Consider the following 24,822-nt stretch of genomic DNA (forward strand, 5'->3'; position numbering starts at 1 on the left):
CGGCCCGTTCACGGCGTGCGGAGCAGGGCTGCCGCCGCTCCCGCCACGGCGTCGGTGACGCTTGCGATCGTCGCGCTGTCGAGTTTCCAGCACTGCCAGTACAGCGGCACGTCCAGATGCTGGTCGACGATCGGCACGAAGGACTCGTCGAGCAACTGCACCGGGAACATCCCCCACCCGAGTCCGGCACGCACCGCGGCGGCGAAGCCCTCGGGGGTGGGAATGTAGTGTACGGGCCTTCGTACATCGCGACGGAACACCTTGCGCACCAACTGGTCCTGCAGCGCGTCGGCACGGTTCCACGCCAGCGACGGCGCCGCGGCGACGGCCTCGGCGGTGAAACCGTCGGACAGGTGACGGTCGAGGTAGGCGCGGGTGGCGACCGGAACATAGCGCATCACGCCGAGCGGATGCACCCGGCAGCCGCCCACCGGGGTGCGTTCGGTGGTCACGGCACCCATCACCACCCCTTCACGCAGCAGCCTGGCCGAGTGATCCTGATCCTCGATGCGGACGTCGAAGAGCACGCCGGGCAGCCGGGCGAACACATCGGTGAACCAGGTGGCCATCGAATCGGCGTTCACGGCGATCGCGATCCGCGCCGACGCCGAGCTCCCACCGCGCATCTCTGCCAGCGTCTCGGCCTGCAGCAGCGCTGTCTGGGCGGCCAGTCGCAGCAGGGGCACACCGGCGGGAGTGGCCACACACGGTTTCTCGCGCAGCACCAGCACCTGTCCGACGCGCTGCTCAAGGGCCTTGATGCGCTGGCTGACCGCCGACGGCGTCACGTGCAGATGCTCGGCCGCCGCGTCGAAGCTGCCGTGCTCGACGACGGCGGCCAGCGCCGCGAGCTGCGCGGTGTCGAGCTGTTCGGTCACGGTCCGCCCATTTTCGCACCCGGCGAACACCCGCGTCGCATGAACATACGGGTATCGCCGATCCGTCTGACGATATCGCCGATTCCGACACAATCTGCCGGATCTGGTCATACGTTCTTCCCAGGTTGTCACACCAGACGGTCAGGAGTCCGCATGACGATCAGCACCTCCGTTCAGAACGTGTTCGACGCCGGGTTACCGACGCTGACCTACGACCTGGCCGCCACTCCCGCCGAGGTGTGGCCGGACCTGCGCGACGCGCAGCGCGCCGCACCGATCGCGATCGGCCCGCTCGGCCCCGAGGTGCTCTCCTACGAGATGGCGCGGGCGATCCTGCGCGACACCCGCTTCAAGGTTCCACCGGGCATCAACCTCGCCGCCCAAGGTGTCACGTCGGGACCCTTGTTCGACAAGGTGATGTCGAGCCTGCTGTGCCTGGAGGGCGCCGAACATCAGCGGCTGCGCAAGCTGGTGTCGAAGGCGTTCACCCCTCGGGCCACCGAACGACTGCAGGACACGATCGTCGAGGTGTTCTCGGATCTCGTCGATCAGGTCGCCGATGCGGGCCGGTGCGACCTGGTGGCCGACGTCGCTCGGCCGTATCCGATCCCGATCATCTGCGCGCTCCTCGGGGCGCCCCGCGAGGACTGGCGGCTGTTCTCCGAGTGGGCCGAGGGCGTCATCCGCGGCTTCAGCTTCAGCACCGATATCGCCGCCATTCAGGACGAGGTGATGCGGGCGTGGCTCGGACTGGACGACTATGTCGACGAGATGGTCGAGCACCGACGCGCGCACCTGACCGACGACCTGCTCTCCGACCTGATCCGCGCCGAGGACGACGGTGATCGGTTGACGAAAGCCGAGCTGAAGATGCTCGCGTCGAGCCTGCTGATGGCGGGCACCGACACCACCCGCAACCAACTGCCCGCGTCCGTCCAGATGCTCTGCGAGCAGCCGGACCAGTGGGCTCTCCTCACCGACCGGCCCGACCTCGCGATGCGCGCGGTGGACGAGACGATGCGCTTGTCGCCGGTCGTATGTGGCACGCCGCGGATCGTCTCGCACGACGTCGAGTTCGGTGGTTTCGTGTTCCCGGCGAACACGTTCGTGTTCGTGAACATTTTCGCGGCCAACCGGGACCCGGCGGTCTACGCCGATGCCGAGCGATTGAACCTCGATCGTGAGAGCGCGCCGCCGATCCTGACCTTCAGCGGCGGTGCGCACTATTGCCTGGGGGCGAACCTCGCCAGACGTGAACTCGCCGAGGCGCTGCGCATCCTGGCAGGACGCTGGTCGAATCCCCGCCTGTGCGGGGATGTTCCGTGGAAACCGATGCTCGGCCTGACCGGTCCGACGGAGCTCCAGCTGGAGTTCGATGCGTAGCAGGGGCTGGGCGGGTCACTGGCCGGCGTCCGACGAGGAGGCCATCACCCGGATCCTCGACGCCGCGGATGCCATCGTGGCCGAGCCTGGGTCGGCCCTGCGCATCGCGGATGTGGCCCGGGCGCTCGGCGTGACCCGGCAGACGGTGTACCGCTATTTCCCGCACCCCGAGGCGATCCGACTCGCGAGCGCGATGCGGGCCGCGGACGGATTCCTCGACCAACTGGCCGACCACGTCGGCGGGATGACCGATCCGGTCGCGGTGATGGTCGAATGTGTGGCCTACGCCGTCGAGCGGCTGGCCGGGAATCCGCAGTTCGAAACCCTGCTGGCCGCGGGCCGCGACGGTGGCCCCTCGGTATCGCTGACCTCCGACACCGCGCTGGCGCTCACCCGCACGATGCTGCACCGTTTCGACATCGACTGGCAGCAGCACGGTTTCGACGCCACAGCGCTCGACGAGCTCGGCGAGCTGACCCTGCGCACAATGCACTCGATTCTGGTCGACCCGGGCGAGCCGGCCCGCCGCGGTCCGGAGTTGCGCCGGTTCGTCGCGCGCTGGCTGGGCCCGGTGATCCTGTACCCGCGTCTCACACAGGCGGTCGTCGCGATCACCGCACCCGGTGCCGGGTCAGCTGCCCGGTCGTGATGGGTGCACCCGATCCGGGTCAGCCGACGGTTGCGGAGGTGTTGACCATGACCTCGGCGGGTGCGGGTGCGTTGACCCTGCCCGCGACGAAGTCGGCTGCCTGCTGGGTGAATCCAGCCTGCACGTACTGGCTGTGGGCGGGCCGGTCGTCGCCGTTGGAGCACACCGGATCCGCCCCGTTGCACAGGTCGATCGTCTTGGTGCCGTAGAGGGGGCTGATCGTGGTGAGCGGGCGGCCGATCTTGGTCGACGGGTTGCCGAACACCGCCACCGCGGAGACGTGGTCGGCGACGGCCGGCGGCATCGGGCGTCCGAATCCGAACGCGGCGCCGGGATCCGCGGTGATCAGATCGACGGCCGCGGCGCCCTGGGAGTATCCGCCGACGACGATGCTGGTGGACGGGCATGCCGCGGCGATGGCCTGGATGTGCGCGCTGGCATCGTCGGCCCCGAGCGGCGCCGACTGCAGGAAATCGTAAGAGGCTGGGTAATTCACGGCGTAGGCGCTGACGGTGCGCCCGCCCAGCGCGTTCTGCAGGTCGTCGACGAAGGCCTGTCCGACCCGGCCCAGCCCGACCGGTTCGGCGGTGCCGCGGGCGAATACGACCTCGACATCCGGACAGGATTCGGCGGCCTGCGCGGTGGCTGCGCCGGGACCCAGAAGGCCCGCGGCAGCGACACCGCCGACTCCGGCCATGATCAGGGCGCGTCGCACGGTTCGGCGATCGGACATCTGTGGTCTCCTCAGTCGGTGCCGCTCCTGCGGCGTCTTCAAGTGGAATGTCTGAAGTACTGCGGAAAATTCCACCCGATCGAGAAGCGCCGGCCAATGCTGCTAGCACCCATCCGTCTCACCCTGTTGGCTGCAGCCGATATCCCACCGATACCGCCTCGAGAGGTTCGTAGACGGCGAGGTAACGGCCTATGAAGTCGAGCAGTGCCGATACCACCGCGTCGAGCAGCACCGGCCACACCGGACGGGCGGGCTCGCCGAGCGGCAGCACGACCGCGGTGGCGATGCCCGACGGCGTGGGCACCTCGACTGCCTCGCCCGGTGCGCCGTAGACGCCGTCGGTGGTGCCGTCGAACAGGTCGTTCACCCAGCCGATGGTGATGTCGGCGGCCGCCTCGATGTTGCGCTTGTGTGAGAACCCGGCCACCACGTACTCGGCGAACTGCACGAGCGGGTTGCCGCCCTCCATGTAGTCGATGTGCAGACCGCCCCGCAGCCCGACACCGGTGAACCGGTCCGGCCGCGCGAGCCGGAGCTTGTCGGCCATGTCGCCGTCACGGCTCCAGGCGTACCGCTCCGAGGAGATCAGATAGATGGGCGCGTCGTTGCCGTCGCGCAGGGTGTTCAGTGCCGCGCCGACCACCGGCGAGCCGGCCGGCTCGACGCCGTCGAGCATCACCACGCCGACCAGATCGTCGAAAGCATCTGTGCCGACCAGGTATCCGGCCACACTGGTGACCATCGTCCCGCCGGCGGAGTGGCCGACGAACGCGAAACGTTCGGGCAGGGTGATCACGTATCCCGCTGCCGTCGAGGCGCTTTCGTTCAACACGGCCCGGTCGCCGGTGAACAGTTCGGCGACCGCACGGTGCATGGTGGTGCCGCCGACCCACGCCGCGTCGGGAGAGAAGAAGTTCGACGTCAGCGACGGCGCCATCACGATCGCATTGGTGCGCTCGGCCAGCCGCGCCGCAGTGTGGCTGTACATCGGTCCGCTGGCAAGGAAGCCGTGTTGCAGGTACACGAACCGGGTGTCGTCGTCGATCTCGGCGGGGAAGTACCAGTCGGCCTGGACGGAGCGGCCACCGCCGATCGGCAGGGTCAGCGTCGAGGTCCGGACCGTCACGGTGCTGTTCGGCAGCAGCACCGGCGGGCCGTCGATGACGTGGATCAGCCCGACGAGCAGGTCGACCACGATTCCGCCGACCACGTTGAGCAGGGTCGGTCGCCGCGCCGGCGGGTTATCGGCGGCTTCGGCCCGTGCGACGGACACCGTGGCGGCTTCCGGCACGGTGTTGTCTTCTGGCCCGGTGTTGCCTTCTGGCCCGATGGCGTCTTCGGACTCGGCGGGTCCGGATTCGTCGCCCGGATCCGGGATGACTGTCGGCTCCGGGTCGGGTCCGGGTTCCGGCGCGATGGCGTCTTCGGGCACGGCCAAGGCCGGTTCCTCGACCGACTGCTCGACTCCAGGCTCGTCGTCGATCTGCTTCTCCGAGCGCGGTTTTCGCGCATCACGGTCAGGATCGTCGCCGTCCCGTTCGTCGCGGCCGGCGCGACGCGGCTCGGCGCTGCCGGTCCCGGCCCCTGCCTCGTCGGAGTCCGCCGACTCGCGGCCGCGCCGTTCGGCGGCTTTCGGTTTGGCCGACGCCTCGGCTGTCGACGAGGTCGCGGCCGCGGTGTCGCCGTCGCCAGGTTCGGCCGCGGCGGCCGGCGCGATGACGACCAGCCATCCCGATACTGCCGCGGCGGCGGCACCTGTCATCGCCAGATGTGTCCATCGCCGCGCCATCGACAACCCCCGATTTAATGAGACAAATGCATTCAGTTGTCTATTTATAGGCGTCCCGCCCTGCGAGGACAAGAGCCGCGCCTACGCTGGACGCGATGGCCAGCCCCGATGCCCCCAGGACGTCGGCTCCGCGTCGGCGGGGCCGACCCGCCGGGGGTGGCAAGTCGTCCGAGCAGGCCCGGACGGTCCTGATGGATGCCGCGGAGCAGTCGATCCTGCGCCGCGGATTCGCTGCCTCGACGATGGAGCTCATCGCCCATGAAGCCGGGTACTCGCGGGCCGCGATGTACCGGCACTTCCCCAATCGCCGGGTCCTGCTGGAAGCGCTGGTAGCCCGCAAGACCCACAGGCATCAGCTGGAGATCGTGGATCGGTTGCCCGCCCGTGCCGGTGTCGCCGAGCTTCTCACCGAGGGCCTGGTGATCGTCGCGACCGAGTTGATCCACGATCCGCTGTTGCAGACGTTGTCCGAACAGACCGACGACGGCAGCGTCGCGCACCTGGTGGCTCAGGCGGCACGACTCGACGAGCTGGTGGCGCAGATGTTCGACACCGCGGACGACAGGGATGGACGGCCGGTCCTGCGGGCCGGGGTCGAGGCGGGCGACGCCGGCCAGTTCCTGATCGCGACCGCGCTGACCCTGTTGCTCGGAGTCGTTCCCGGCCTCGACGACCCCGAGACCGCACGCCGCTACATTCGGACCTTCGTGCTGCCGGCGATCGTGTCGGATCCGCCGCCGCCGCAATCGGTGTTCGGCACCTAGACGCCGACCTGCTGGCGCTGCAGGTAGTGTTCGGCGGCCCGGGCGATGAAATCCTCGGTGGGCTTCGGCTTCCACCCCAGTTCGCGCGTCGCTTTGGCGTGGCTGGCCGGGGACGTGTGCGCGAGCAGGAACGCGCTTTGCCTGCTCATCGGAATCTGCACGGGCAGAACGGATCCGATCGCATCGGCGAGATATGCGAGGCCGAACACCAACGCCATCGGGACACCGATCCGCGGCCTGCGGGCGCCGACCGCGTCGGCGGCGGTGGTCACCAGGTCCCGGTGGGTCATGAACCGTTCGGAGACGATGTAGCGCTGCCCGACCCTGCCCCGCACCGACGCGCGCAGCATCGCATCGGCCGCGTCGTCGATGCCGACCACCTCGGCGCCGACGCCGCGCACGTAGAACGGCATCTTCCCGAGCGCGGCCATCTGCACGAACATGCCCTGGCGGGGCTGCCAGTCCGGCGGCCCGTACGGGTTGGACACGTTGAGCACCACGGCGGGAACCCCCCGTTCGGCGGCGTAGGACAGCACCAGTTGTTCGGCGGCGCGCCGGGATTCGATGTAGCCACCGGCGCGGTCGGCCCAGTTGAACGGCGTGTCCTCGTCGACCTCCTCACCGTTGTCGCCGACGGCGACGGTGCCGATGGTGCTCAGGAACACGAATTTGTCGAGGTTCGCCGTCGCCGCGACGTCGAGCACCTTGCGTAGCCCTTCGACGTTCGTCGCGAACAGCGGAGCGGGATCCTTGAGTTCGGCCCTGGTGTCGACGATGCAGTAATAGACGACGTCGCGGTCGGCCATCGCGGCCGCCGCCGTGTCCGGATCGAACGGGTCCCCGAGGGTCCGCTCGACCTCGATTCCGTCGATGCCGCGGGTCGAACTCGACGGCCTCAACAACACGCGCACGTCGGCGCCGCCGGCGGCCAGGTGGCGGGCCACGCAGGCGCCGACATTGCCGCTCGCACCCATCACCAGGGCCCGCTGGCCCGCAACCGTCACATCGTCGCTGCTCGTCATAGCAGCGTCATCGTAACCGCGACGGCTACCGTAAGTACGACAGTTCGGCCGACTACCGGACGTGCTGGCGCAGTACCGCAGCCGCGTCGGACTCGGTGTCGTACACGCGCACGATGGCCTGATCGCCCGGTTTGAGGAATGTGGACTCACCGAGCGATGTGTAGCGGGTTGCCCCGATACCGATCAGGACCTTCTCCGGATGGCCGCTGGCGACCATCAACGCACCGACGTCCTCGAGCGGGGTGTCCGGCGACCCCTTCTGGTTCGCGAGCCGCTCGACGATCCAGTCCAGCAGGACCTCGCCGTAGTAGGAGTAGCCGATCAGCGGGCTGTCGACGCCGTACTCGTGCTCCTCGCCGCCGCTGTCGAGGAAGCAGACCAGTCGCAGCGTCGAGGTGGGCCCGTCCGGGGTGAGGTCGGAGATGTCGAAGAACTCGCTGGAGACCCCCTTCGACGACGGTCCCCAGTTCTTCTTGTGGCTGATCTTCGGGGCCCCGGGCCGCCGGATCGAGCAGTCGTTGAAAGCGCCGAGCGCGAACGGCTGCAAGGTGACGACGGTGTCGCCCTCCCACACCACGTGGCAGGCCAGTCCGACCTCGGGTTCGATCTGCAGATTCAGTGGGCCGTCGGTCTCGGCGGGCAGCACGATCTCGTCATTGGACAGCGGGAACTCGCCGAGGAAGGTCTCGGAGCCGGGCGCGTACCAGGGGAAGATCCCCTTCGGCGCAGCGCCCTCGCTCGCCACGTTGACGAAATCGACCGCCTCCCCCGCCTGCTCCAAGTGGCCCGCGAAGTTGCCCGCCACCCCGAATCCGAACCAGTTCCGCATCTCGCTCAGTGGGATTTCGATCACGGGCAGCAGCGTACGCCTGACTTCGGGCCGCCACTCCGACCCGGTGGGCTGATATTTCCCCGCCCGGCGGGGTACCCCAGCCCCGCAGCAGAACGGAGGGTGGAAACGATGAGCAAAGGTCCTCAAGCGTCGCGCGACGAATCAGATTCGTCGGCGACGGCTGGCACGCATTACGACACGGCAGCAGCACCACCACCGGGACCCGTCGACCACGGCCGCGACGGCGGGATGGCGACCCGGGAGCTGGCTCCCGAGATCGCCGAACCCGACGACTGACCTTTTACGGGTAGTTCAGTCCGCAGTCGACTTCCATCATCACCGTGTTGGCCTCGGCGCCTTCGGTGGTGTTGACGACCTCGCAATTCTCCAGCAGTCCGCCGTCGTTACCGACCACCTGGACGCTCTTGCCCTCCGCCTGCAGCGCGGCGACCTCGTCGGCGGCGGTGGGGGCAGCGCCTGCGGTGCCGCCGGGGGCGGGGGCCGGGTCGTCTGGTTCGGCGAGCGCATTGCCGGAAAAGGCCAGTGCGGCCGCAACGGCGAGGGCACCGGTGCCGGTGACGAACGTCAAATGCTTCATGACACACCTTCCTCACATCGAAGGAAACTCGCGGGCCGCGCGACACTTCGGCGTATCGGAAAGCGGCCTCCGATACCGGGTTCCCCGCCGTCGCGAGGTTCTAACCTGCGAAAATCAGTGAACTTCAGGCTGACCGGACCGCATATCATCGGACCGTGCCCAGAAAGCATTCGGCGGCGCGGGCCGGCGTCGGTCCTGATGCGGATACGAAATCCGCAAGGACCCGCGCGCGCATTCTCGACGCCGCCGCCCATGTGCTCAGCGTGAAGGGTTACGCCGGGACCCGCCTCACCGACGTCGCGGAGTACGCCGAGGTTCAGGCCCCCGCCATCTACTACTACTTCTCGTCCCGCGAAGAGCTGATCGAGGAAGTCATGTTCGCGGGCGTCGCCGAAATGCGGCGCCACCTCAAGGACGTGATCGACGATCTGCCCGCCGACACGTCAGTACTGGACAAGATCCTCGCCGCGGTCGAAGCGCATCTGAGGCACGAACTGGAACTCTCCGACTACGCCACCGCGTCGATCCGCAACTCCGGACAGATCCCTGAGCATCTACGGACCCGGCAGCGCAAGGAGGAGGCCGCCTACGGGCGGATGTGGCGCAAACTCTTCGACGAGGCCGTCGCCGAGGGCACGATCGACCCCGGCCTGGATGTCAGGACCGCTCAGCTGCTGGTGATGGGTGGATTGAACTGGGCGGCTGAATGGTTCGACCCCCGTAAGTTCTCGATCGACGACGTCGTACGCAATGCCCAGATTTTGGTCCGCAACGGACTGACGGCGGCCTGACGCGAACACCTGATGCATATTCGGTGTCCCGACGATGAGATGCCGGCTACACGGTGGTCGGCACCGGGGTCTTGTCCACGCTGACCAGATCGGCCGGCCGCTTCCGCAGGGGTCCGGTCTTGCCGTGTGTGGCATAGATGACCAGTCCGACGAAGGCCAGCCCGCCGACGAGATTGCCGATCACCGTGGGGATCTCGTTCCACAGCAGGTAGTCCACGATGGTGAACTCTCCGCCGAGCATCAGTCCCGACGGGAACAGGAACATGTTGACGATCGAGTGTTCGAAGCCGAGGTAGAAGAACACCGTGATCGGCATCCACATCGCGATCACCTTGCCCGGCAAGCTGTCTGACATCATCGCGCCGACGACGCCCGTGGACACCATCCAGTTGCACATCACGCCGCGGATGAACAGCGTCAGCATCCCGGCCGCGCCGTGATCGGCATAACCCACGGTCCGGCCCTCCCCGATCTGGCCGATCGCCTGCCCGACGGCATCGGGTTCGACGCTGAACCCGTAGGTGAAGTAGATCGCCATGAACACGGCCACGGTCAGCGCACCGGCCAGATTGCCGAGGAACACCCACCCCCAGTTGCGCAGCATCGGACCGAGCGTGACTCCCGGTCGCTTGTCCAGCCAGGCCAGCGGAACAAGTGTGAAAACTGCTGTCAGAAGGTCGAATCCGAGCAGATGCAGCATGCAGAAGCCGACCGGGAACAGCAGGGCACCGACCAGCGGCTCCCCGGTCTTCGTCGAGATGCTCACCGCGAACGCCGCGGCCAGCGCAAGGATCGCGCCGGCCATGAACGCGCGGATCAGGGTGTCGCGGGTGGACATGAACACCTTCGATTCGCCGGCGTCGATGATCCGGGTCGCGAGGTCGGCGGGTTTGACGTAGGACATGACTCGTTCCTCTCTCCGGATCACCAGTGGTACGGCAGGAATTTGCCGTCGATCGTCACCACGACGCGGTCACCGTCCGGGTCGGCGCGTCGCTCGAAGTTCACATTGCAGTTGATCGCGCTCATGATCCCGTCACCGAACTCCTCGTGGATCAGTGCCTTGAACGCCGGACCGTAGACGTTGATCAACTCGACGAACCGGTAGATCGTCGGATCGCTGAGCAGCGCCGGATTCTCCGTGCGGTAGAGCTGGCGTTGCAGTGCCGCAACAGTTTCCGGGCTGAGCCCCAGCAACTCGCCGACGGCACCGGCCTGGGCCTTCGGCATCGGGTGACTGCCCAGCATGGCGGCCACCGTCCAGACCAGCGGCCGGTCGATGTGGTCGGCCAGTTTCTGCCAGCTGATACCGGTCTCCAGTCGGCGTTGTTCGATCTCGGCCATCACGGGCGAGGCGGGGTCGTAAGCCATCGGCGCTCCTTGGGTCATGGGGTCTTGCCTCTCATATCAGCGGCTCACGGTGGGGTTTGCCCATGGCAGAAGGCGCAGGACACCCGGCATTTCGCGCATCACCGAGCAACTGTGCCGCCGCTTAACGGCGCTGTAACGAGTGGAGAAAGCCGCCGAAATCCGGCGGTCCTAGCCTGAGCCCCGATACCGAAGGCCAGGTGGATGGTGATCACCCGAATCGAGAACGCAGAACCTCCGCACATCGCGACCGCGCTGGACGCCGGGACGCTGTCCGCGGTGATCGACGTGGCGCCGACCCCGCTGTGGGTGATCGCTCCGGACGGCACGGTGGCGCTGGCGAATCAGGCCGCGCTGAGCATGCTCGGCTACCGCAGCGACGACGCTGTGATCGGGGCACCGAGCCACGACACCCTGCACGAATGGCATCCCGACGGATCACGGTACCCGTCGGAGTCCTGCCCGATCCTCGACGGCTGCGGCACCACATCCGTCACCGCCCACGAGTGGTTCATCACCCGTGCGGGACAACCGATTCCGGTCACCTGGTCGGCCCGGCCGCTCGGCACCGACGGCACCCGACTGCTCGCGTTCGCCGACGCGTCCGATCGCATCGCGGCGCAACGCCCCGCCGGTCGGCACCTCGCCGCCGCCGCGCGGTCGCGCACCGAACTGCGCTCCCGCCTAATGGCTCATATCGGTTCGCGGTTCCAGGATCCGGATTTCAGCCCGGCCAGGCTGGCCGCCGAGTTCCACCTGTCGCTGCGCACAGTGCAGCAACTGCTCGCCGAGGACGGCCGCTCACCGGCGACTGAGATCCGGCGTCACCGCCTCGAGCTGGCAGGAAGTCTCATCTGCCAGGGGTTCTCGGTGAGTCGGGCGTGCCGGGCAAGCGGATTCAGCGATCCCGGCACCTTCAATCGCGCGTTCCGGCGGCACTTCGGGGTGGCTCCGAGCGAGTGGGCCCGCCGCGCCGGTTAATTCGCGTTGTCGAACCGTTGTCGTGCCGCGGCGATGTCGTCTTGATGCTGCTCGGTCCAGCGGACCAGGGACTGCACGGTCTCGTGCAGGGTGCGCCCCAAATCGGTCAACTCGTAGTCGACGCGCGGCGGGACCACCGGGTGGACGGTGCGCCGCACCAGGCCGTCGCGCTCGAGCTGGCGCAGCGTCACCGTCAGCATGCGTTGGCTGACCCCGTCGATCATGCGCTTGAGCTCGGTGAACCGCATCGACCCGTCGTCGAGAAGCGCGATGATCAGCAGCGACCATTTGTCGGCGATGCGATCGAGAATCTGCCGGACCTCGCAATCCTCCCGCCGGTCCCACTGGAAGGCATCCGGGCAACAGCAGTCGGTTCCCTGCGGGGTACCGACTGACTTCAAAGTGCCTTCTTCCGCCACCGCTCCATGGTGCCTGATGATGTGGTCAGTTACCAATAGGAACCGAGGTTGGGTACATGGACGCAGTAGAGGCGAAGGCGACCTCCCGAATACGCGCGGCACTGCTGCTCGCGGCACTGTGCGGGGCCGCGTTCCTGGAGGGCATCGACATCGCGATGTTCAACATCGCGCTGCCCACCATCCGGCAGGCGCTGGACCTGCCGACCGCCGAACTGCAGTGGATCGTCAGCGGATACGTCATCGGGTACGGCGGGTTCATGCTGCTCGGCGGACGAAGCGCCGACGTCTACGGCCGGCGGCGCGTGTTCCTGATCGCGCTGGTCGTCTTCATCGGGGTCTCCGCCCTGGGCGGCATCGCACCGAACGGCGCGACGGTGGTCGCGGTGCGCGTGGTCACCGGCATCGCCGCGGCGTTCCTGATGCCGGCCGGGCTGGCGATCATCACCACCAGCTTTCCCGAAGGGCCGCAACGGGATCGGGCGGTGCTCATCTACGCCGGTCTCGGCGCGGCCGGCTTCTCGCTCGGTCTCGTCGCCGGTGGCCTGCTGACCGCGTTCGGCTGGCGGTGGGTGTTCTTCGCGCCCGTCGTGCTCGCCTCCATCGTGTTGCTGCTGGGGATCCCGCTGATCCCGCGCGACGACGTCACCGCCCGGCGGTCACTCGATCTGCCCGGGGCAGTGCTCGTGACCGGCGCCGTGGTGCTCACCGTGACCACCATCGAGAATGCAGCCCACGGAACGCTTTTCGGTTCGCTGACGTCTGGCGCTATCGCGGTGGCCCTGTTCGTCGGGTTCGCCGCACGGCAACGCACCGCCGCCGATCCGCTGGTGCCGCTGGCCCTGCTGCGGCCAGGTCCGCAGACCAACGCGTACCTCGGCGCGGGCTGTCTGGCCGCCGGGTTCATGGGGTTCCAGTTCATCGTGGTGCTCTACCTGCAGGAGCTTCGGGGCTGGTCGGCGCTGGCCACCGCGGTGGCACTGCTGGTCGTCGCGATCGACGCGATCCTGGCCCCCACCCTGACCCCGGTCCTGGTGCGCCGGTTCGGGCTGTGGCGCGTCATCGCGGTCGGGATGGTGTTCGCGGCGCTGTCGTTCCTGCTGTTCACCGGCGTGGAGGCGGACTGGGTGTACCTGAGCATGCTGCCGAGCCTGCTGGCGCTGGGCATCGCGTTCACCCTGGCCTACGGCCCGTTGACGATCGCCGCGACCGACGGCGTCGAGGAATCCGCGCAGGGGTTGACCAGTGGGCTGCTGTACACGACGTTCCAGTTCGGCGCGGCGATCGGGCTCGCGACGACCACCGCGGTGCAGGTCGCGGCGACCGCAGCCGGCGCCGGTCAGCTCGATTCGTACCGGGCGGCGCTTCTGGTGCCGCTGGCCCTCGGCGTGATCGGCATTGCGGTGGCCCTCCCCCGCGCCTGGCGAACCCCGCAGGCGTGTGCGGCCTCGGTGTGACGGCAGGCAGCTTCAGCGGCGTACCATCAGCCGATCGGGCGTACCGTCAGCATCTGCGACGACGTCCCGACCGGTCCGTTCTCGTCGTGAATGACGCTGTGCGTCAGGCCAAGACCGTCCGAACCGAATGACACCGTGGTGTCGAAACCCAGCCACCCGCCGCGCGGTTCGCGGAACAGGTGCGCGGTCAGGTCGATGTTCGGGAAGGCCACCTTCTCCGGGTCGGCGCGTACAGCCAGACCGTTGCCGATGTCGAACAGCATGATCGCGGCCGTCGCCGGACTCACCGTCTCATCGGCGATCAGCCCGACGTCGGTACGCGCCCAGGCCGTCGCCCGGCCGGGGCCGATCTCCGTGCGTCGCACATCGAGGGACGCGATGAACGCGCCGCGCCACAGCCCGGGCATGTCCCAGGGCGGCGTAGCCCGCGGACCGGGAATCGGCGCGAAGCTCGACCCGGCGAGCGGCTCGGTGTCGAAGCGCTGCATCAGCCACGCCCGCAGCACCAGCACCGGACGGCCCGCGTGGCGCATGGTCGCCTCGACCAGCTCGATGCTGCGGCCGGGGCGACGTACCTGCACGTCCACCTCGACCACACCGATCGGCACCGTGCCGAGGATGTCGTAGGACAGCCGGGCCAGCGGCAGGCGGTCGTCACGGCGACGGTCTCGGTGCTGTTCGACGACGTGCGCGAGCAGACCGATCGAGGGCGCGATGTGCTGCTCGGCACAGTTCCACGCGCCCTGGGTGCGCTCGGTGGCGGCGAAACGAGCCTCGTCGAGGCGCTCGAAGTAATGCACCCGCCGATGATGCCCGCCGGGCCGCGCCAAACCTCAATCGCGGCCGCGTGATGTGGGGGACGACACGTCAGTGGATTGCTCAGCCTGTCTGTGGCGAGGGCGCGAGTGTCTCGTCGAACAGGTCGAGCACGGCACGCCATGCGCGCGGAGTGTGGGCCGGGTGATATCCGACGCCGGGCACGGTGGCTTGGGTGTGCGTGGATCCCTCGGCGGGCGATCCGTCGGGGTTGGTCGGCCGTGCCCAGAACGCGTGCTCTGCTCCGCCGTACACGTTCACCCGCCAGTCGGCACCGGCACGCTGAAGCGCGGAGCCGAACGTCAGAAGCTGGTCCGGCGTGCATATCGGGTCTTCGGAACCCGTACTCAGCAGGTACGCGCCGGTCGAGTCGGTCCAGCCCTCGACGCTGACGTCGGGCAGGGCAGGGTGGACGACGGCGACGGCCGTGAAACTCGCGGCTCTGCGGGCAAGTTCGAGCACGATACGTCCGCCCGCGCCATAACCGAGTGCGCCGAGCCTGTCGGCGTCGACGCCGGGCACCGCGAGAAGGACATCGAGCGCGGCACGGCCGATGGCGTGCATCCGATCAGCATCGCCCAGCAACGGCAACACCCGGGCCAGCATCGCTTCTGGTCGACCGAAGAACAGCTCGCCGCCGTGGTAGTCCATCGCGAGGGCCACATAGCCGTGCGCGGCCAGTTCGTCGGCGCGGCTGCGCTGATAGTCGTCGAGGCCGATCCCGTCGTGTCCGATCAGCACCGCCGGCCAGGGACCGTCGCCTGCCGGCCGCGCAAGGTGCGCGACCATGGTCAGATCGTCGATGTCGTAGGTGACTTCATGCGTCACAGTCACAGCGCACACACTATCCAGCGGGTGCCGTCCGCTCCTCGAGGTTCGCTCTCGGCGATGGCGATAGCGTGACGATGTGCAGACATGGCATCAGGGTCGGCTGACCGAACGCCAGGCGGACGTCGTCGCCCGATGGTTTCCCGATGCGCAGCTCGTGCGGGATATGAGCTGGAATCTGGTGGATACGGCAGTGCTCGCGCTCGATACCGGGAACGGCCGGGCTGTCGTGAAGGCCGCGGGACCCGGTAATCGCCATATCGGGCGAGAAATCACGGCATATCAAGGGTTCACGAGCGTGCTGGAGCGCCGGGGACGGGCCCCGCGACTGCTTCACCACGACCGTGACGCGAACATTCTGGCCATCGAGTACCTGCGGGGATCGTCAGTCGAGGGAAACGATGCCGAGTTCCTGCCGGATACCTACGTCCAGGCCGGCGAGCTGTGCCGGGCATTCCATCAGCAGGCCGAACGCACCGATCCGGATTGGGATGCCGCCGCGGTCGCGAAATCGATTGCCTGGCTTGATAAGCCGCATCGAATCGCGCCAGACGATGAGCAGCGGCTGCGGACGATACTTCTCGGACATCGCCCGCGGCCAGTGAACGTCGTTCCCACCCACGGGGATTGGCAGCCCAGAAACTGGCTGATCGACGGCGGCACGCTCAAGGTCATCGATTTCGGGAGATTCGAATGGCGACCGGCGATCGACGATTTCGGCAGGCTCGCCGCGCAGCAGTGGCGCCAGGATGATCGTCTCGAGAGGGCATTCTTCGCCGGGTACGGCTACGACCCGCGGACACCGGAGCTATGGCGGATGTCGGCCGTTCATCATGCCGTCGGCACCGCCGTATGGGCGTATCAGGTCGGCGACGAGCCGTTCGAGATGCAGGGCCACCGCATGATCACCGAGGCACTCGGACTGTTCGACGCCTGACCTCCTCACCACATAAGCATTTCTCATGCCAGAACAGAATCCTTAGCTGTACTGTTCACCGCCCCAGCCCTACCGTCGATCCCGTGAACACCGCAACCGTGGCCGTCCTCAGCGGCTTCGCCACCTCGATCGCGCTGATCGCCGCGATCGGGGCCCAGAACGCCTTCGTGCTGCGTCAGGGCATCCGCGGTGAACACGTGCTACCGGTCGTCGCCGTCTGCACCACGGCCGATCTTCTGCTGATCGTCGCCGGCATCGCGGGCTTCGGCGCGCTGATCGCCGCGCATCCGGACATCGTCACCGTCACCACGATCGGCGGCGCCGCGTTCCTGATCTGCTACGGACTGCTGGCCGCCCGCCGGGCCGTCAAACCCGGGACGCTCACCCCCGCCGACGCCGCACCCGCCCGGCTGGCCGCGGTGCTGGCCACCTGTTTGGCGCTGACCTTCCTCAACCCGCACGTCTACCTCGACACCGTGATCCTGCTCGGCGCGCTGGCCAACGAACACCAAGACAGCAAATGGCTGTTCGGCGTCGGCGCCGTGACCGCCAGTGCCGTGTGGTTCACCGGCCTGGGCTTCGGCGCCAAACGGCTGCGCCCGTGGTTCGCGGCGGCGCGCACCTGGCGCATTCTCGACGGTGTCATCGCGGTCGTGATGATCGTGCTCGGCATCTCGCTGTTGATGCGGTGACCGGCCGGAAAAGTATCGCCATGTAACGCCAGGCATTAGCCTCGTCGATGTGACTGTCGTGCACCTCGTCAAGTTCGCCGCGCTGAACGCGCTCCTCGGTGGGGCCGCGCTGGCCGCCGCGACACAGGCCGGTGCGCAGCCGGCAGTCCCGTTCGACCCGCCGCCACCTCCGGCCGCGGAGGCACCGGCGCAGCCGCCGACCCCGGTGTTCCAGTACATCCCGATCGCCGAAGCCGGCGCCGCGGCGTCCACACCGGGTGGCGCGCCGGCCGTGCCCGTCGCCCCGCCCGCGCCGCCACCGGCGGGCGCACCGTTCATCCCGCCCGTGCCGAACGCCAACTTCGGCAACACCGGGCAGCTCGACTTCCTGCGCGAACTGTGGAACATGCGCAATTCGCCGGACTTCATGCAGGCCGTCGGCCCCGGCCAGATGGACCCCGGCAACTGGGTGCCGCCGACGCCGTACGGGGACCCCGCGTCCGCACCACCGCCGCCGGCCGCCGGCTCGCCGCCCGTCCCGGCCTCGGCCCCGCCGCCGGTCTGGCCGCCGATGCCCGTGCCCGCCCCAGCCCCCTAGCGTCCGTCGACGCTTGAACTCTGGCGGATCGCAACTGGCGACAGCGGCATGACGCGCGCCTACGGTCCGGACGCATGCCGGATCAACAGGACACCCCGACCCAACGGCTCAACGAGGACTGGCTCGCCGTCATCATCGGCCTGACGCTGCTCGCCCTCGTCCTCATCGGCGCGATCCCGGGCAGCGTGATCCCGTGACCGAACAGAGCACCCAGAGTTCGGCCGAGAAACAGCGCGCACCGTCGGGAATCGGCTACGTCGTCGGCGGCGTGCTCGTCGTCCTCGTCCTCGGCGCCGCGACCCGCTTTTTCGAACAGCAGGTACCGAAGTGGGCCGCGGGCACCGACTTCGCCGGGATCGCCAAGTCCATCGAATTCCCGGTCTATGCCATCGCTTTGGGCCTGCTCGGCAATGTCGTGCTGACCAGGCTCGCGCTGCGCGACAAGCTCGCGGCCGGCTTCAAGACCGAGTTCTTCATCAAGACCGGCCTGGTCCTGCTCGGCGCGTCCATCAACCTCAAACTGCTGGTCACCGCCGCCGGTCCGGCGATCATCCAGGCGCTGCTGCTGATCAGCATCGTCTTCGGCTTCACCTGGTGGCTCGGCGGGCGGCTCGGAATCGAGGACAAGCTGCGCGCCCTGCTCGCGTCGGCCGTGTCGATCTGCGGTGTCAGCGCCGCTATCGCCGCCGCGGGTGCGGTGCAGGCCCGCCGTGAACAGCTCGCCTACGCGGCGTCGCTGGTGATCGTGTTCGCGCTGCCGTCGATCTTCCTGCTGCCGTGGCTGGCCGGGGTGTTCGGGCTCTCCGACGCGGTCGCCGGCGCGTGGATCGGCGGCAACATCGACACCACTGCCGCGGTCGCGGCCGCCGGTGCCCTCGCCGGCGAGGACGCGCTGCAGATCGCGACCATCGTCAAGACCACCCAGAACGCGCTGATCGGCATCGTCGCGATCGCGCTGACGGCGTACTTCGCGCTGAAGGTGGAGAAGCGCGACAAGACCGAAGCCCGCCCGACCTTCGGGACGTTCTGGGCACGGTTCCCGAAGTTCGTGCTCGGCTTCATCGCCGCGTCCATCGTCGGCACGCTCTACCTGCAGTGGGGCGGCGACAAGGCGAACATCTCCACGGTCAACGACCTGCGCACCTGGTTCCTGATCTTCGCGTTCGTCGCGATCGGCTTGGAGTTCTCGCTCACGGGGCTGCGCGAGGCGGGCTGGCGGCCCGTCGCGGTGTTTGCCTCGGCCACCGTCGTCAACATCCTCGTGGCGCTCGGACTGGCCCTCGTATTGTTCGGTAACTTCCAGGTCGGTTAGCTAGGCTCGCCGGGTGTCCCGCGTGTGGTCCCGGCGAGGTTTCCTCGGCCTGACGGCCGGCGCCGCAGCGACGCTGGTGGCTTGCGCCCAGGACAAGCCGGGTGCAGTCGCCGGCGACGGGTCGGTGACCGTCACCCACGTGTTCGGCGAAACCAAGATCCCGGCGCCGCCGACGAAGGTGGTCAGCGCGGGCCTCACCTGCGCCGACGACCTGCTGGCCCTCGGCGTCGTCCCGATCGCGGTGACGGACTGGTTCGGCGGCGAACCGCTCGGCGTGTGGCCGTGGGCCCGCCCGCAGCTCGGCGACGCCCAGCCGGTGGTGCTGTCCCTGGCCGACGGTGTGCCGGTCGAGCAGATCGCCGCGCTCGCCCCGGATCTGATCGTCGCCACCGATGCCGGACTCGACCAGGACACCTACACGCAGCTGTCCCAGATCGCGCCGACGGTCGCCCAGTCGGGGCGGGCCGCGTTCTTCGAGCCGTGGCGCGACCAGGCCACCACGATCGGTCAGGCCGTGTTCCGCCACGACGACATGCAGAAGCTCATCGCCGACGTCGACGCCGGGTTCACAGCCGTCAAGAACGACCATCCGGAGTTCAGCGGGAAACGCGCGGCGCTGCTCGCCGGCACGCTGGGCGAGGACGGTGCGCGGATCAGCGGACCGGCCTGGCGCCGCGAGTTCCTCGACCAGATGGGGTTCACGGTGGTCGAGTCTGTCGACGACGCCGACGTGCTGATCTGGACCACCGAGACACCCGATGAGCAGGCCGCACTACAGGCCGACCCGGCCGTCGCCGGCCTGCGGGCCCGCCAGGTCTTCACCGACAAGGAGCTGGCCGGCGCGATCGCGTACGCGTCCCCGCTGTCCTACCCGGTGGTCGCCCAGCGGCTGCCTTCGATGCTGGCCGATGCCCTGACCTGAGGTCTAATGGGGTCCGTGAGTGATCTGGCCCCCGACCCCACCACCACCCACGCCTCGTTCGCGCGCGTCGGATCGGCCTACTATCCGGTGCTCGTCGCGGTGTTCACCGCGCTGGTCATCATCTCCAACGTCACCGCGACCAAGGGCGTCGAGTTCGGCCCGATCATCACCGACGGCGGGTTCATCGTCTTCCCGCTGACCTACGTGATCGGCGATGTGCTCTCCGAGGTCTACGGGTTCAAGGCCGCACGGCGCGCCATCTATACCGGGTTCGCGATGAACGCGCTTGCCGCGCTGGCGTTCTGGGCCACCGTCTACCTCCCCGCCGCGGACTTCTACGAGAACCAGGCGCACTTCGAGAACATCGTCGAGGCCTATACCGGCCTGATCGTCGCCGGGATGGCCGGCTTCCTCGTCGGCCAGACGCTCAACGCCTGGTCCCTGGTGCTGATCAAGGAGCGCACCAAGGAGAAGCACCTGTGGGCGCGGCTGGTCGGGTCGACGTTCGTCGGGCAGCTCGGCGACACCGTGGTGTTCTGCGCGATCGCGGCCGGCGTCATCGGCATCACGTCGTTCCGCGACTTCGCGGTCTACACCGCGCAGGGCTGGCTCTACAAGACCCTCGTCGAGGTCGTGCTGTTGCCGGTCACCTATCGGGCGATCGCGTTGATCAAGCGGCGCGAACCGACCTATCAGAACACCCCCGCCTGAATTGACGTTGCCGTCGAAACACGTTCGGCGAAATCGCATTCCGGCAGCAGAAGTACGGGTGCGGACCTGCTGGAACGCAATGTCGGCGGCCGCGATGTTGAGTCATCACTAAGGGCGCTCTGGCAAGGCTCAAAGAGGTTCGCCCGGGTGGAGTTTTCGAACCTACTCGGGGGTAACGTCGGTATATGAGCGTGACTGCGGACGTGGCCGACACCGTGCGCACCGGCGGTGTTCGGCAGATTCTGGATTACGGCGATCGGGCGCTGCTTCTCGAATTCGGCAGCAGCGCAGAGGTTCTGGCCTGGACGGAGGTGATCCGCGACGCCGGCCTGCCCGGCGTGGTGGACATCGTGCCCGCGGCCAGGACGATTCTGGTCAAACTCGACGGCGGCCGGTACCAGGCGCCCACCCGGCAGCGGCTGGGCGGGCTGGAGATGACCGACGAGGCCGCCGCCGACGCCTCACCACCCACCGAAGCCGACGTGACGATCGACGTCGCCTACGACGGGGAGGATCTCGACGAGGTGGCGCGGCTGACCGGGCTGAGCACCGCCGAGGTCGTCGCCGCCCATACCGGCACGCTCTGGCGGGTCGGGTTCAGCGGCTTCGCCCCCGGCTTCGCCTACCTGGTCGGCGGCGACGAGCGCCTCGTGGTGCCGCGCCGTGCCGAGCCGCGCACCAAGGTGCCCGTCGGATCCGTCGGCCTGGCCGGCGAGTTCAGCGGTGTCTACCCGCGCGAATCCCCCGGCGGCTGGCAGCTGATCGGCCGCACCTCGGCGGTGCTGTGGGACATCGACCGGGACGACCCGGCGCTGCTGACCCCGGGGATGTGGGTGCGGTTCGCCGCGCACGAGAGGAGCGTTTCAGCAGAGGAGGTGAAGTCATGAGCGGCGTCACGCTGGAGGTCCTGCGGCCCGGTCCGCTCGCGCTGGTCGAGGACCTCGGCCGGCCGGGGCTTTCCCACCTGGGCGTCACCCGGTCCGGTGCCGCCGACCGGCGCGCGCACACGCTGGCCAATCGGCTGGTCGCCAACCCCGACGACCGCGCCACCGTGGAGGTGACGATGGGCGGGTTCAGTGCCCGCGTGCACGGCGGTAACGGCGAGGGCGTCGCGATCGCGGTGACCGGCGCCGACACCGACCCGTCGGTCAACGGAGTTCCGTTCGGCACCAACAGCATCCACTTCGCGCATGACGGTGAGGTGATCTCGCTCGGCGCGCCCCGGGCGGGCCTGCGCTCGTATCTGGCGGTCCGCGGAGGCATCGAGGTCGAGGCGGTGCTCGGCTCCCGCAGCTACGACGTGATGTCGGCGATCGGGCCGGTGCCCCTCAAACGGGGCGACGTGCTGCCCGTCGGCGAGCACACCGACGACTTCCCCGAGCTCGAGCAGGCGCCCGTCGCGGCGATCGCCGACGATGTGCTCGAGGTCAAGGTGGTGCCCGGCCCGCGCGACGACTGGTTCGTCGACCCCGACGTGCTGGTGCGGACCAACTGGCAGGTCACCAACCACAGTGACCGCGTCGGGATCCGACTGGTCGGGATGCCGCTGGAATACCGCAGCCGGGACCGGCAGCTGCCCAGCGAGGGCGCCACCCGCGGGGCGATCCAGGTACCCCCGAACGGGTTTCCGGTGATCCTCGGCCCCGACCACCCGGTCACCGGCGGCTACCCCGTGATCGGCGTGGTCGTCGACGAGGACATCGACAAGGTCGCGCAGGCCCGGCCCGGGCAGACCGTGCGGTTGCACTGGTCGCGGCCGCGGCGGCCGTCCATCAGATACTGACGCATCGCACCGGACGCTGGTAGAACCACAGGTGTGCGCGCACGCCTGGTCCACACCTCCGATCTCGACGGCGAGACCCGCGAGGACGCCCGCCGGATGGTCATCGACGCGTTCGACGGCGACTTCGCCGAGCATGACTGGGAGCACGCCCTCGGCGGTATGCACGCGCTGATCTGCCAGCGCGGCGAGGTCATCGGGCACGCCGCCGTCGTGCAGCGCCGCATCTACTACGGCGGCCACGCGCTGCGCTGCGGCTACGTCGAAGGCCTCGCCGTGCGGGCCGACCACCGCGGTCAGGGCCTCGGCCACGCGCTGATGGACGGTGTCGAGCAGGTGGTGCGGGGCGCCTACCACCTCGGAGCGCTCAGCACGACCGAGCTCGGCGAGCCGCTCTACAGCGTGCGCGGCTGGGTGCCGTGGCGGGGCCCGACCTCGGTGCTGGCACCGGACGGGCCCACCCGCACCCCCGACGACGACGGCGCGCTGTACGTGTTGGCCGCCGACCTGCCCCCGGGCGTGGCCCTCGACCCGGCCGCGCCGATCGCGTGTGAATGGCGTTCCGGCGACGTCTGGTGAACCTCACAGCGGCCCTCGGCGCGCGGTGAACGGAAATTCACCGCCTAAGCGGCGGCGACACGGCTGTGCAACGGCTGGTTAATCGCGCCGAAACACCGGCTGCATAGACAGGGGGCATGAGTGAGCCGGACTGGGCGCCGCTCACCGGATTCCGGGTTGCGGTCACCTCCGCGCGGCGCGCTGACGAACTGAGTGCGCTGCTGCGGCGCCGTGGCGCGACGGTGACCAGCGCCGCAGCGATCGAGATGGTGCCGCTGCCCGACGACGACGAACTGCGGCAGCGGACGCAGTCGCTGATCGACGTGCCGCCCGACATCGTCATCGCGACCACCGGCATCGGGTTACGGGGCTGGATCGCCGCCGCCGACGGCTGGGGCATGGCCAACGAACTGACCGCCGCGCTCGGCAACGCGCGGATCGTGTCGCGCGGTCCGAAGGCCACGGGTGCGCTGCGCGCCGCCGGGCTGCCCGAGGAGTGGTCCCCGGAATCGGAGTCCTCCCGTGAGGTGCTGCTCTACCTGCTCGAGGGCGGTATCGCCGGGATGCGGATCGCGGTGCAGTTGCACGGTGCCACCGCGGACTGGGACCCGTTCCCGGAGTTCCTCGACGAATTGCGCGCGGCGGGAGCCGAAGTCGTGCCGATCCGGGTGTACCGGTGGCATCCGGCGCCGCGTCACGGCGATTTCGACCAGCTGGTCGCGGGCATCGCCGAGGAGAAGTTCGACGCGGTCAGCTTCACCTCGGCACCCGCGGTTGCGTCGGTGCTGATGCGGGCCACCGAGATGGGGATCGAGGCGCAGGTGCTCTCGGCGCTGCGCAACAACGTGCACGCGATGTGCGTCGGGCCTGTCACGGCACGCCCGCTGGTCCGGCTCGGTGTGCCGACCTCGGCGCCGGAACGGATGCGCCTCGGGGCGCTGGCCCGCCACATCACCGACGAGCTTCCGCTGCTGCAGGCGCGCACCGTGCGGGTGGCCGGGCACCTGCTGGAGATCCGCGGCAACTGCGTGCTGGTCGACGGCGTGGTCAAGGCGCTGTCGCCGGCGGCGATGGCGACCATCCGGGCGCTGGCACTGCGGCCGGGCGCGGTGGTGTCGCGCACCGACCTGCTGCGTGCCCTGCCGGGCAGCGGCACCGACACCCACGCCGTCGAGACGGCGGTGCTGCGGCTGCGGACCGCGTTGGGCGACAAGAAGATGGTCTCCACCGTGGTCAAGCGCGGCTACCGGCTGCCCGTCGACGAGGCGTGCGCGTCATGAGCCTGCTGCTGGTCGCCCACGGCACCCGCAAACCGCGCGGGGTCTCGCTGATCGGCGACCTCGCCGCGCAGGTCTCCGCCGCGCTGCAGCAGCCGGTGCGCGTCGCGTTCGTCGACGTTCTCGGCCCGACCCCGTCGGAGCTGCTGCGCGAGGAACCCCACCGCCGGACCGTGCTGGTGCCGGCATTCCTGTCCCGCGGCTATCACGTCAGCCGCGACATCCCGTCGCACATCGAGGACAGCGGGCACCACGACGTCACCGTGACCCGGGCCCTGGGACCCGACCCCGCGCTGGTCCGGGTTCTCGTCGACCGGCTGATCGAATCCGGTTGGCGACCAGACGATTCGGTGATCCTGGCGGCGGCGGGCACCTCTGATCCCGCCGCGATGCACGACCTGCACACCACGGCGACGTGGCTGTCGGCGACGCTGGGCTCGCGGGTCGAGCTCGCGTTCGCCGCGACCGGGGAGCCGCGCATCGCCGACGCGGTGGCTACGGCGCGGCGGCAGGGCAGGCGCGGACGCAGGGTTGTCGTCGCGTCATATCTGTTGTCGGAGGGCCTGTTCCAGGACCGGCTGCGCGCCAGCGGCGCCGACCTGGTGACCGACCCGCTGGGCCCCCATCCCGGGGTGACCCGGCTGATCATCAACCGCTTCCAGCGAGCCGGCTTCGACACTTCAGCCGAAATTGCATTCCGGCAGCCGTCTTTCGAGTATGCGCCTGCCGGAATGCAATTTCGGCGATAAGC

At 68.8% G+C, this 24,822-nt stretch carries 30 protein-coding genes; 19 read left to right on the top strand and 11 right to left on the bottom strand.

Annotated features, from left to right (window positions below; all coding sequences use genetic code 11):
* Positions 1–8: 8 nt before the first annotated feature.
* Entirely contained in the window at positions 9–878 is an 870-nt protein-coding gene (locus tag NTM_RS04880; RefSeq protein ID WP_163765622.1) for a LysR family transcriptional regulator ArgP, read from the bottom strand.
* A gap of 153 nt (positions 879–1,031) precedes the next feature.
* On the opposite strand from NTM_RS04880, the gene NTM_RS04885 reads away from it, so the two are divergent.
* Together NTM_RS04885 and NTM_RS04890 are read left to right on the top strand one after the other, a co-directional pair.
* Complete coding sequence (locus NTM_RS04885) at positions 1,032–2,261, top strand: cytochrome P450 (protein ID WP_163765623.1); 1,230 nt, start codon at positions 1,032–1,034, stop codon at positions 2,259–2,261.
* Complete coding sequence (locus NTM_RS04890; RefSeq protein WP_104864492.1) at positions 2,254–2,910, top strand: TetR/AcrR family transcriptional regulator; 657 nt, start codon at positions 2,254–2,256, stop codon at positions 2,908–2,910. The genes NTM_RS04885 and NTM_RS04890 overlap by 8 nt, the downstream gene beginning before the upstream one ends.
* A gap of 19 nt (positions 2,911–2,929) precedes the next feature.
* Here NTM_RS04890 and NTM_RS04895 read toward each other — a convergent pair whose 3' ends face one another.
* On the bottom strand, positions 2,930–3,643 hold the full coding sequence (locus NTM_RS04895) for a cutinase family protein (protein WP_163765624.1): 714 nt from the start codon (positions 3,641–3,643) through the stop codon (positions 2,930–2,932).
* A 118-nt stretch (positions 3,644–3,761) separates the two neighbouring features.
* Positions 3,762–5,405 (bottom strand): ICP22 family protein, encoded by a 1,644-nt coding sequence (locus NTM_RS04900; RefSeq protein WP_232079619.1) that lies wholly within the window; start codon positions 5,403–5,405, stop codon positions 3,762–3,764.
* 122 nt (positions 5,406–5,527) lie between these two features.
* On the opposite strand from NTM_RS04900, the gene NTM_RS04905 reads away from it, so the two are divergent.
* Positions 5,528–6,196, top strand: coding sequence for a TetR/AcrR family transcriptional regulator (locus NTM_RS04905; RefSeq protein ID WP_232079620.1), 669 nt, complete (start codon positions 5,528–5,530; stop codon positions 6,194–6,196).
* Here NTM_RS04905 and NTM_RS04910 read toward each other — a convergent pair.
* A complete protein-coding gene (locus tag NTM_RS04910; RefSeq protein WP_163765626.1) occupies positions 6,193–7,218 on the bottom strand; it encodes an NAD-dependent epimerase/dehydratase family protein in 1,026 nt (341 codons plus the stop codon). The two genes, NTM_RS04905 and NTM_RS04910, sit on opposite strands and share 4 nt — an antisense overlap.
* A gap of 52 nt (positions 7,219–7,270) precedes the next feature.
* Positions 7,271–8,071 carry a DUF5718 family protein gene (locus NTM_RS04915; protein ID WP_163765627.1) on the bottom strand — a complete coding sequence of 267 codons (801 nt, stop codon included), beginning with the start codon at positions 8,069–8,071 and terminating at the stop codon, positions 7,271–7,273.
* 108 nt (positions 8,072–8,179) lie between these two features.
* Here NTM_RS04915 and NTM_RS28500 point away from each other — a divergent pair, with 108 nt between their 5' ends.
* Positions 8,180–8,347, top strand: coding sequence for a hypothetical protein (locus NTM_RS28500; protein ID WP_170311965.1), 168 nt, complete (start codon positions 8,180–8,182; stop codon positions 8,345–8,347).
* Positions 8,348–8,351: 4 nt separating this feature from the next.
* Here NTM_RS28500 and NTM_RS04920 read toward each other — a convergent pair whose 3' ends face one another.
* Positions 8,352–8,648 carry a hypothetical protein gene (locus NTM_RS04920; protein WP_163765628.1) on the bottom strand — a complete coding sequence of 99 codons (297 nt, stop codon included), beginning with the start codon at positions 8,646–8,648 and terminating at the stop codon, positions 8,352–8,354.
* Between the two features lie 155 nt (positions 8,649–8,803).
* Between NTM_RS04920 and NTM_RS04925 the strand changes: the two genes are divergently transcribed.
* Positions 8,804–9,439 (top strand): TetR/AcrR family transcriptional regulator, encoded by a 636-nt coding sequence (locus NTM_RS04925; protein ID WP_163765629.1) that lies wholly within the window; start codon positions 8,804–8,806, stop codon positions 9,437–9,439.
* Between the two features lie 46 nt (positions 9,440–9,485).
* Here the strand turns inward: NTM_RS04925 and NTM_RS04930 are convergent, their stop codons facing one another.
* Both NTM_RS04930 and cynS read right to left on the bottom strand, forming a co-directional pair.
* Complete coding sequence (locus NTM_RS04930; RefSeq protein WP_104864500.1) at positions 9,486–10,343, bottom strand: formate/nitrite transporter family protein; 858 nt, start codon at positions 10,341–10,343, stop codon at positions 9,486–9,488.
* Between the two features lie 20 nt (positions 10,344–10,363).
* A complete protein-coding gene (gene cynS, locus NTM_RS04935; RefSeq protein ID WP_163765630.1) occupies positions 10,364–10,810 on the bottom strand; it encodes a cyanase in 447 nt (148 codons plus the stop codon).
* Positions 10,811–11,011: 201 nt separating this feature from the next.
* Between cynS and NTM_RS04940 the strand changes: the two genes are divergently transcribed.
* A complete protein-coding gene (locus NTM_RS04940) occupies positions 11,012–11,788 on the top strand; it encodes a helix-turn-helix domain-containing protein (protein ID WP_163765631.1) in 777 nt (258 codons plus the stop codon).
* Here NTM_RS04940 and NTM_RS04945 read toward each other — a convergent pair.
* On the bottom strand, positions 11,785–12,189 hold the full coding sequence (locus tag NTM_RS04945; protein ID WP_163765632.1) for a winged helix-turn-helix transcriptional regulator: 405 nt from the start codon (positions 12,187–12,189) through the stop codon (positions 11,785–11,787). The two genes, NTM_RS04940 and NTM_RS04945, sit on opposite strands and share 4 nt — an antisense overlap.
* Before the next feature lie 74 nt (positions 12,190–12,263).
* Between NTM_RS04945 and NTM_RS04950 the strand changes: the two genes are divergently transcribed.
* Complete coding sequence (locus NTM_RS04950) at positions 12,264–13,661, top strand: MFS transporter (RefSeq protein ID WP_104864502.1); 1,398 nt, start codon at positions 12,264–12,266, stop codon at positions 13,659–13,661.
* 26 nt (positions 13,662–13,687) lie between these two features.
* Here NTM_RS04950 and NTM_RS04955 read toward each other — a convergent pair whose 3' ends face one another.
* The gene (locus NTM_RS04955; RefSeq protein ID WP_163765633.1) at positions 13,688–14,461 is read right to left on the bottom strand and encodes a thioesterase family protein; all 774 of its coding nucleotides are present in this window, start codon (positions 14,459–14,461) and stop codon (positions 13,688–13,690) included.
* Between the two features lie 79 nt (positions 14,462–14,540).
* A complete protein-coding gene (locus tag NTM_RS04960; protein ID WP_163765634.1) occupies positions 14,541–15,311 on the bottom strand; it encodes a dienelactone hydrolase family protein in 771 nt (256 codons plus the stop codon).
* A gap of 73 nt (positions 15,312–15,384) precedes the next feature.
* Here NTM_RS04960 and NTM_RS04965 point away from each other — a divergent pair, with 73 nt between their 5' ends.
* From NTM_RS04965 to NTM_RS05020, 12 genes are all read left to right on the top strand, one after another.
* The gene (locus tag NTM_RS04965; RefSeq protein ID WP_232079621.1) at positions 15,385–16,242 is read left to right on the top strand and encodes an aminoglycoside phosphotransferase family protein; all 858 of its coding nucleotides are present in this window, start codon (positions 15,385–15,387) and stop codon (positions 16,240–16,242) included.
* An 83-nt stretch (positions 16,243–16,325) separates the two neighbouring features.
* The gene (locus NTM_RS04970) at positions 16,326–16,934 is read left to right on the top strand and encodes a LysE/ArgO family amino acid transporter (RefSeq protein WP_163765635.1); all 609 of its coding nucleotides are present in this window, start codon (positions 16,326–16,328) and stop codon (positions 16,932–16,934) included.
* A gap of 49 nt (positions 16,935–16,983) precedes the next feature.
* On the top strand, positions 16,984–17,511 hold the full coding sequence (locus tag NTM_RS28980) for a hypothetical protein (RefSeq protein ID WP_272955222.1): 528 nt from the start codon (positions 16,984–16,986) through the stop codon (positions 17,509–17,511).
* Positions 17,512–17,585: 74 nt separating this feature from the next.
* The gene (locus tag NTM_RS28785) at positions 17,586–17,708 is read left to right on the top strand and encodes a cytochrome c biogenesis protein ResB (protein ID WP_163765636.1); all 123 of its coding nucleotides are present in this window, start codon (positions 17,586–17,588) and stop codon (positions 17,706–17,708) included.
* The gene (locus NTM_RS04985; RefSeq protein WP_163765637.1) at positions 17,705–18,823 is read left to right on the top strand and encodes a YeiH family protein; all 1,119 of its coding nucleotides are present in this window, start codon (positions 17,705–17,707) and stop codon (positions 18,821–18,823) included. The genes NTM_RS28785 and NTM_RS04985 overlap by 4 nt, the downstream gene beginning before the upstream one ends.
* Positions 18,824–18,836: 13 nt before the next feature.
* Positions 18,837–19,745, top strand: coding sequence for an ABC transporter substrate-binding protein (locus NTM_RS04990; RefSeq protein WP_163765638.1), 909 nt, complete (start codon positions 18,837–18,839; stop codon positions 19,743–19,745).
* Between the two features lie 24 nt (positions 19,746–19,769).
* Positions 19,770–20,456, top strand: coding sequence for a queuosine precursor transporter (locus tag NTM_RS04995; RefSeq protein ID WP_232079894.1), 687 nt, complete (start codon positions 19,770–19,772; stop codon positions 20,454–20,456).
* A 185-nt stretch (positions 20,457–20,641) separates the two neighbouring features.
* A complete protein-coding gene (locus NTM_RS05000; RefSeq protein ID WP_163765640.1) occupies positions 20,642–21,343 on the top strand; it encodes a 5-oxoprolinase subunit B family protein in 702 nt (233 codons plus the stop codon).
* Positions 21,340–22,239, top strand: coding sequence for a 5-oxoprolinase/urea amidolyase family protein (locus NTM_RS05005; protein ID WP_163765641.1), 900 nt, complete (start codon positions 21,340–21,342; stop codon positions 22,237–22,239). The genes NTM_RS05000 and NTM_RS05005 overlap by 4 nt, the downstream gene beginning before the upstream one ends.
* A 3-nt stretch (positions 22,240–22,242) precedes the next feature.
* Positions 22,243–22,815 carry a GNAT family N-acetyltransferase gene (locus NTM_RS05010; protein ID WP_435405118.1) on the top strand — a complete coding sequence of 191 codons (573 nt, stop codon included), beginning with the start codon at positions 22,243–22,245 and terminating at the stop codon, positions 22,813–22,815.
* Positions 22,816–22,931: 116 nt separating this feature from the next.
* Positions 22,932–24,074, top strand: coding sequence for a uroporphyrinogen-III synthase (locus NTM_RS05015; protein WP_163765643.1), 1,143 nt, complete (start codon positions 22,932–22,934; stop codon positions 24,072–24,074).
* A complete protein-coding gene (locus NTM_RS05020) occupies positions 24,071–24,820 on the top strand; it encodes a sirohydrochlorin chelatase (RefSeq protein WP_104864514.1) in 750 nt (249 codons plus the stop codon). Before NTM_RS05015 ends, NTM_RS05020 begins: the two co-directional genes overlap by 4 nt.
* The last annotated feature ends 2 nt before the right edge of the window (positions 24,821–24,822 follow it).

This window comes from Mycolicibacterium parafortuitum (assembly GCF_010725485.1).
Lineage (GTDB): Bacteria > Actinomycetota > Actinomycetes > Mycobacteriales > Mycobacteriaceae > Mycobacterium.

What these genes read in the sequence shown, in the direction of transcription:
- NTM_RS05000 (WP_163765640.1), top strand. Translation starts at nt 20,642, where the DNA reads ATGAGCGTGACTGCGGACGTGGCCGACACCGTGCGCACCGGCGGTGTT.
- NTM_RS04895 (WP_163765624.1), bottom strand. Translation starts at nt 3,643, where the DNA reads ATGTCCGATCGCCGAACCGTGCGACGCGCCCTGATCATGGCCGGAGTC.
- NTM_RS04905 (WP_232079620.1), top strand. Translation starts at nt 5,528, where the DNA reads ATGGCCAGCCCCGATGCCCCCAGGACGTCGGCTCCGCGTCGGCGGGGC.
- NTM_RS04940 (WP_163765631.1), top strand. Translation starts at nt 11,012, where the DNA reads ATGGTGATCACCCGAATCGAGAACGCAGAACCTCCGCACATCGCGACC.
- NTM_RS04930 (WP_104864500.1), bottom strand. Translation starts at nt 10,343, where the DNA reads ATGTCCTACGTCAAACCCGCCGACCTCGCGACCCGGATCATCGACGCC.
- cynS (WP_163765630.1), bottom strand. Translation starts at nt 10,810, where the DNA reads ATGGCTTACGACCCCGCCTCGCCCGTGATGGCCGAGATCGAACAACGC.
- NTM_RS05005 (WP_163765641.1), top strand. Translation starts at nt 21,340, where the DNA reads ATGAGCGGCGTCACGCTGGAGGTCCTGCGGCCCGGTCCGCTCGCGCTG.
- NTM_RS28500 (WP_170311965.1), top strand. Translation starts at nt 8,180, where the DNA reads ATGAGCAAAGGTCCTCAAGCGTCGCGCGACGAATCAGATTCGTCGGCG.
- NTM_RS05020 (WP_104864514.1), top strand. Translation starts at nt 24,071, where the DNA reads ATGAGCCTGCTGCTGGTCGCCCACGGCACCCGCAAACCGCGCGGGGTC.
- NTM_RS05015 (WP_163765643.1), top strand. Translation starts at nt 22,932, where the DNA reads ATGAGTGAGCCGGACTGGGCGCCGCTCACCGGATTCCGGGTTGCGGTC.
- NTM_RS04910 (WP_163765626.1), bottom strand. Translation starts at nt 7,218, where the DNA reads ATGACGAGCAGCGACGATGTGACGGTTGCGGGCCAGCGGGCCCTGGTG.
- NTM_RS04920 (WP_163765628.1), bottom strand. Translation starts at nt 8,648, where the DNA reads ATGAAGCATTTGACGTTCGTCACCGGCACCGGTGCCCTCGCCGTTGCG.
- NTM_RS04890 (WP_104864492.1), top strand. Translation starts at nt 2,254, where the DNA reads ATGCGTAGCAGGGGCTGGGCGGGTCACTGGCCGGCGTCCGACGAGGAG.
- NTM_RS04900 (WP_232079619.1), bottom strand. Translation starts at nt 5,405, where the DNA reads ATGACAGGTGCCGCCGCCGCGGCAGTATCGGGATGGCTGGTCGTCATC.
- NTM_RS28785 (WP_163765636.1), top strand. Translation starts at nt 17,586, where the DNA reads ATGCCGGATCAACAGGACACCCCGACCCAACGGCTCAACGAGGACTGG.
- NTM_RS04885 (WP_163765623.1), top strand. Translation starts at nt 1,032, where the DNA reads ATGACGATCAGCACCTCCGTTCAGAACGTGTTCGACGCCGGGTTACCG.
- NTM_RS04950 (WP_104864502.1), top strand. Translation starts at nt 12,264, where the DNA reads ATGGACGCAGTAGAGGCGAAGGCGACCTCCCGAATACGCGCGGCACTG.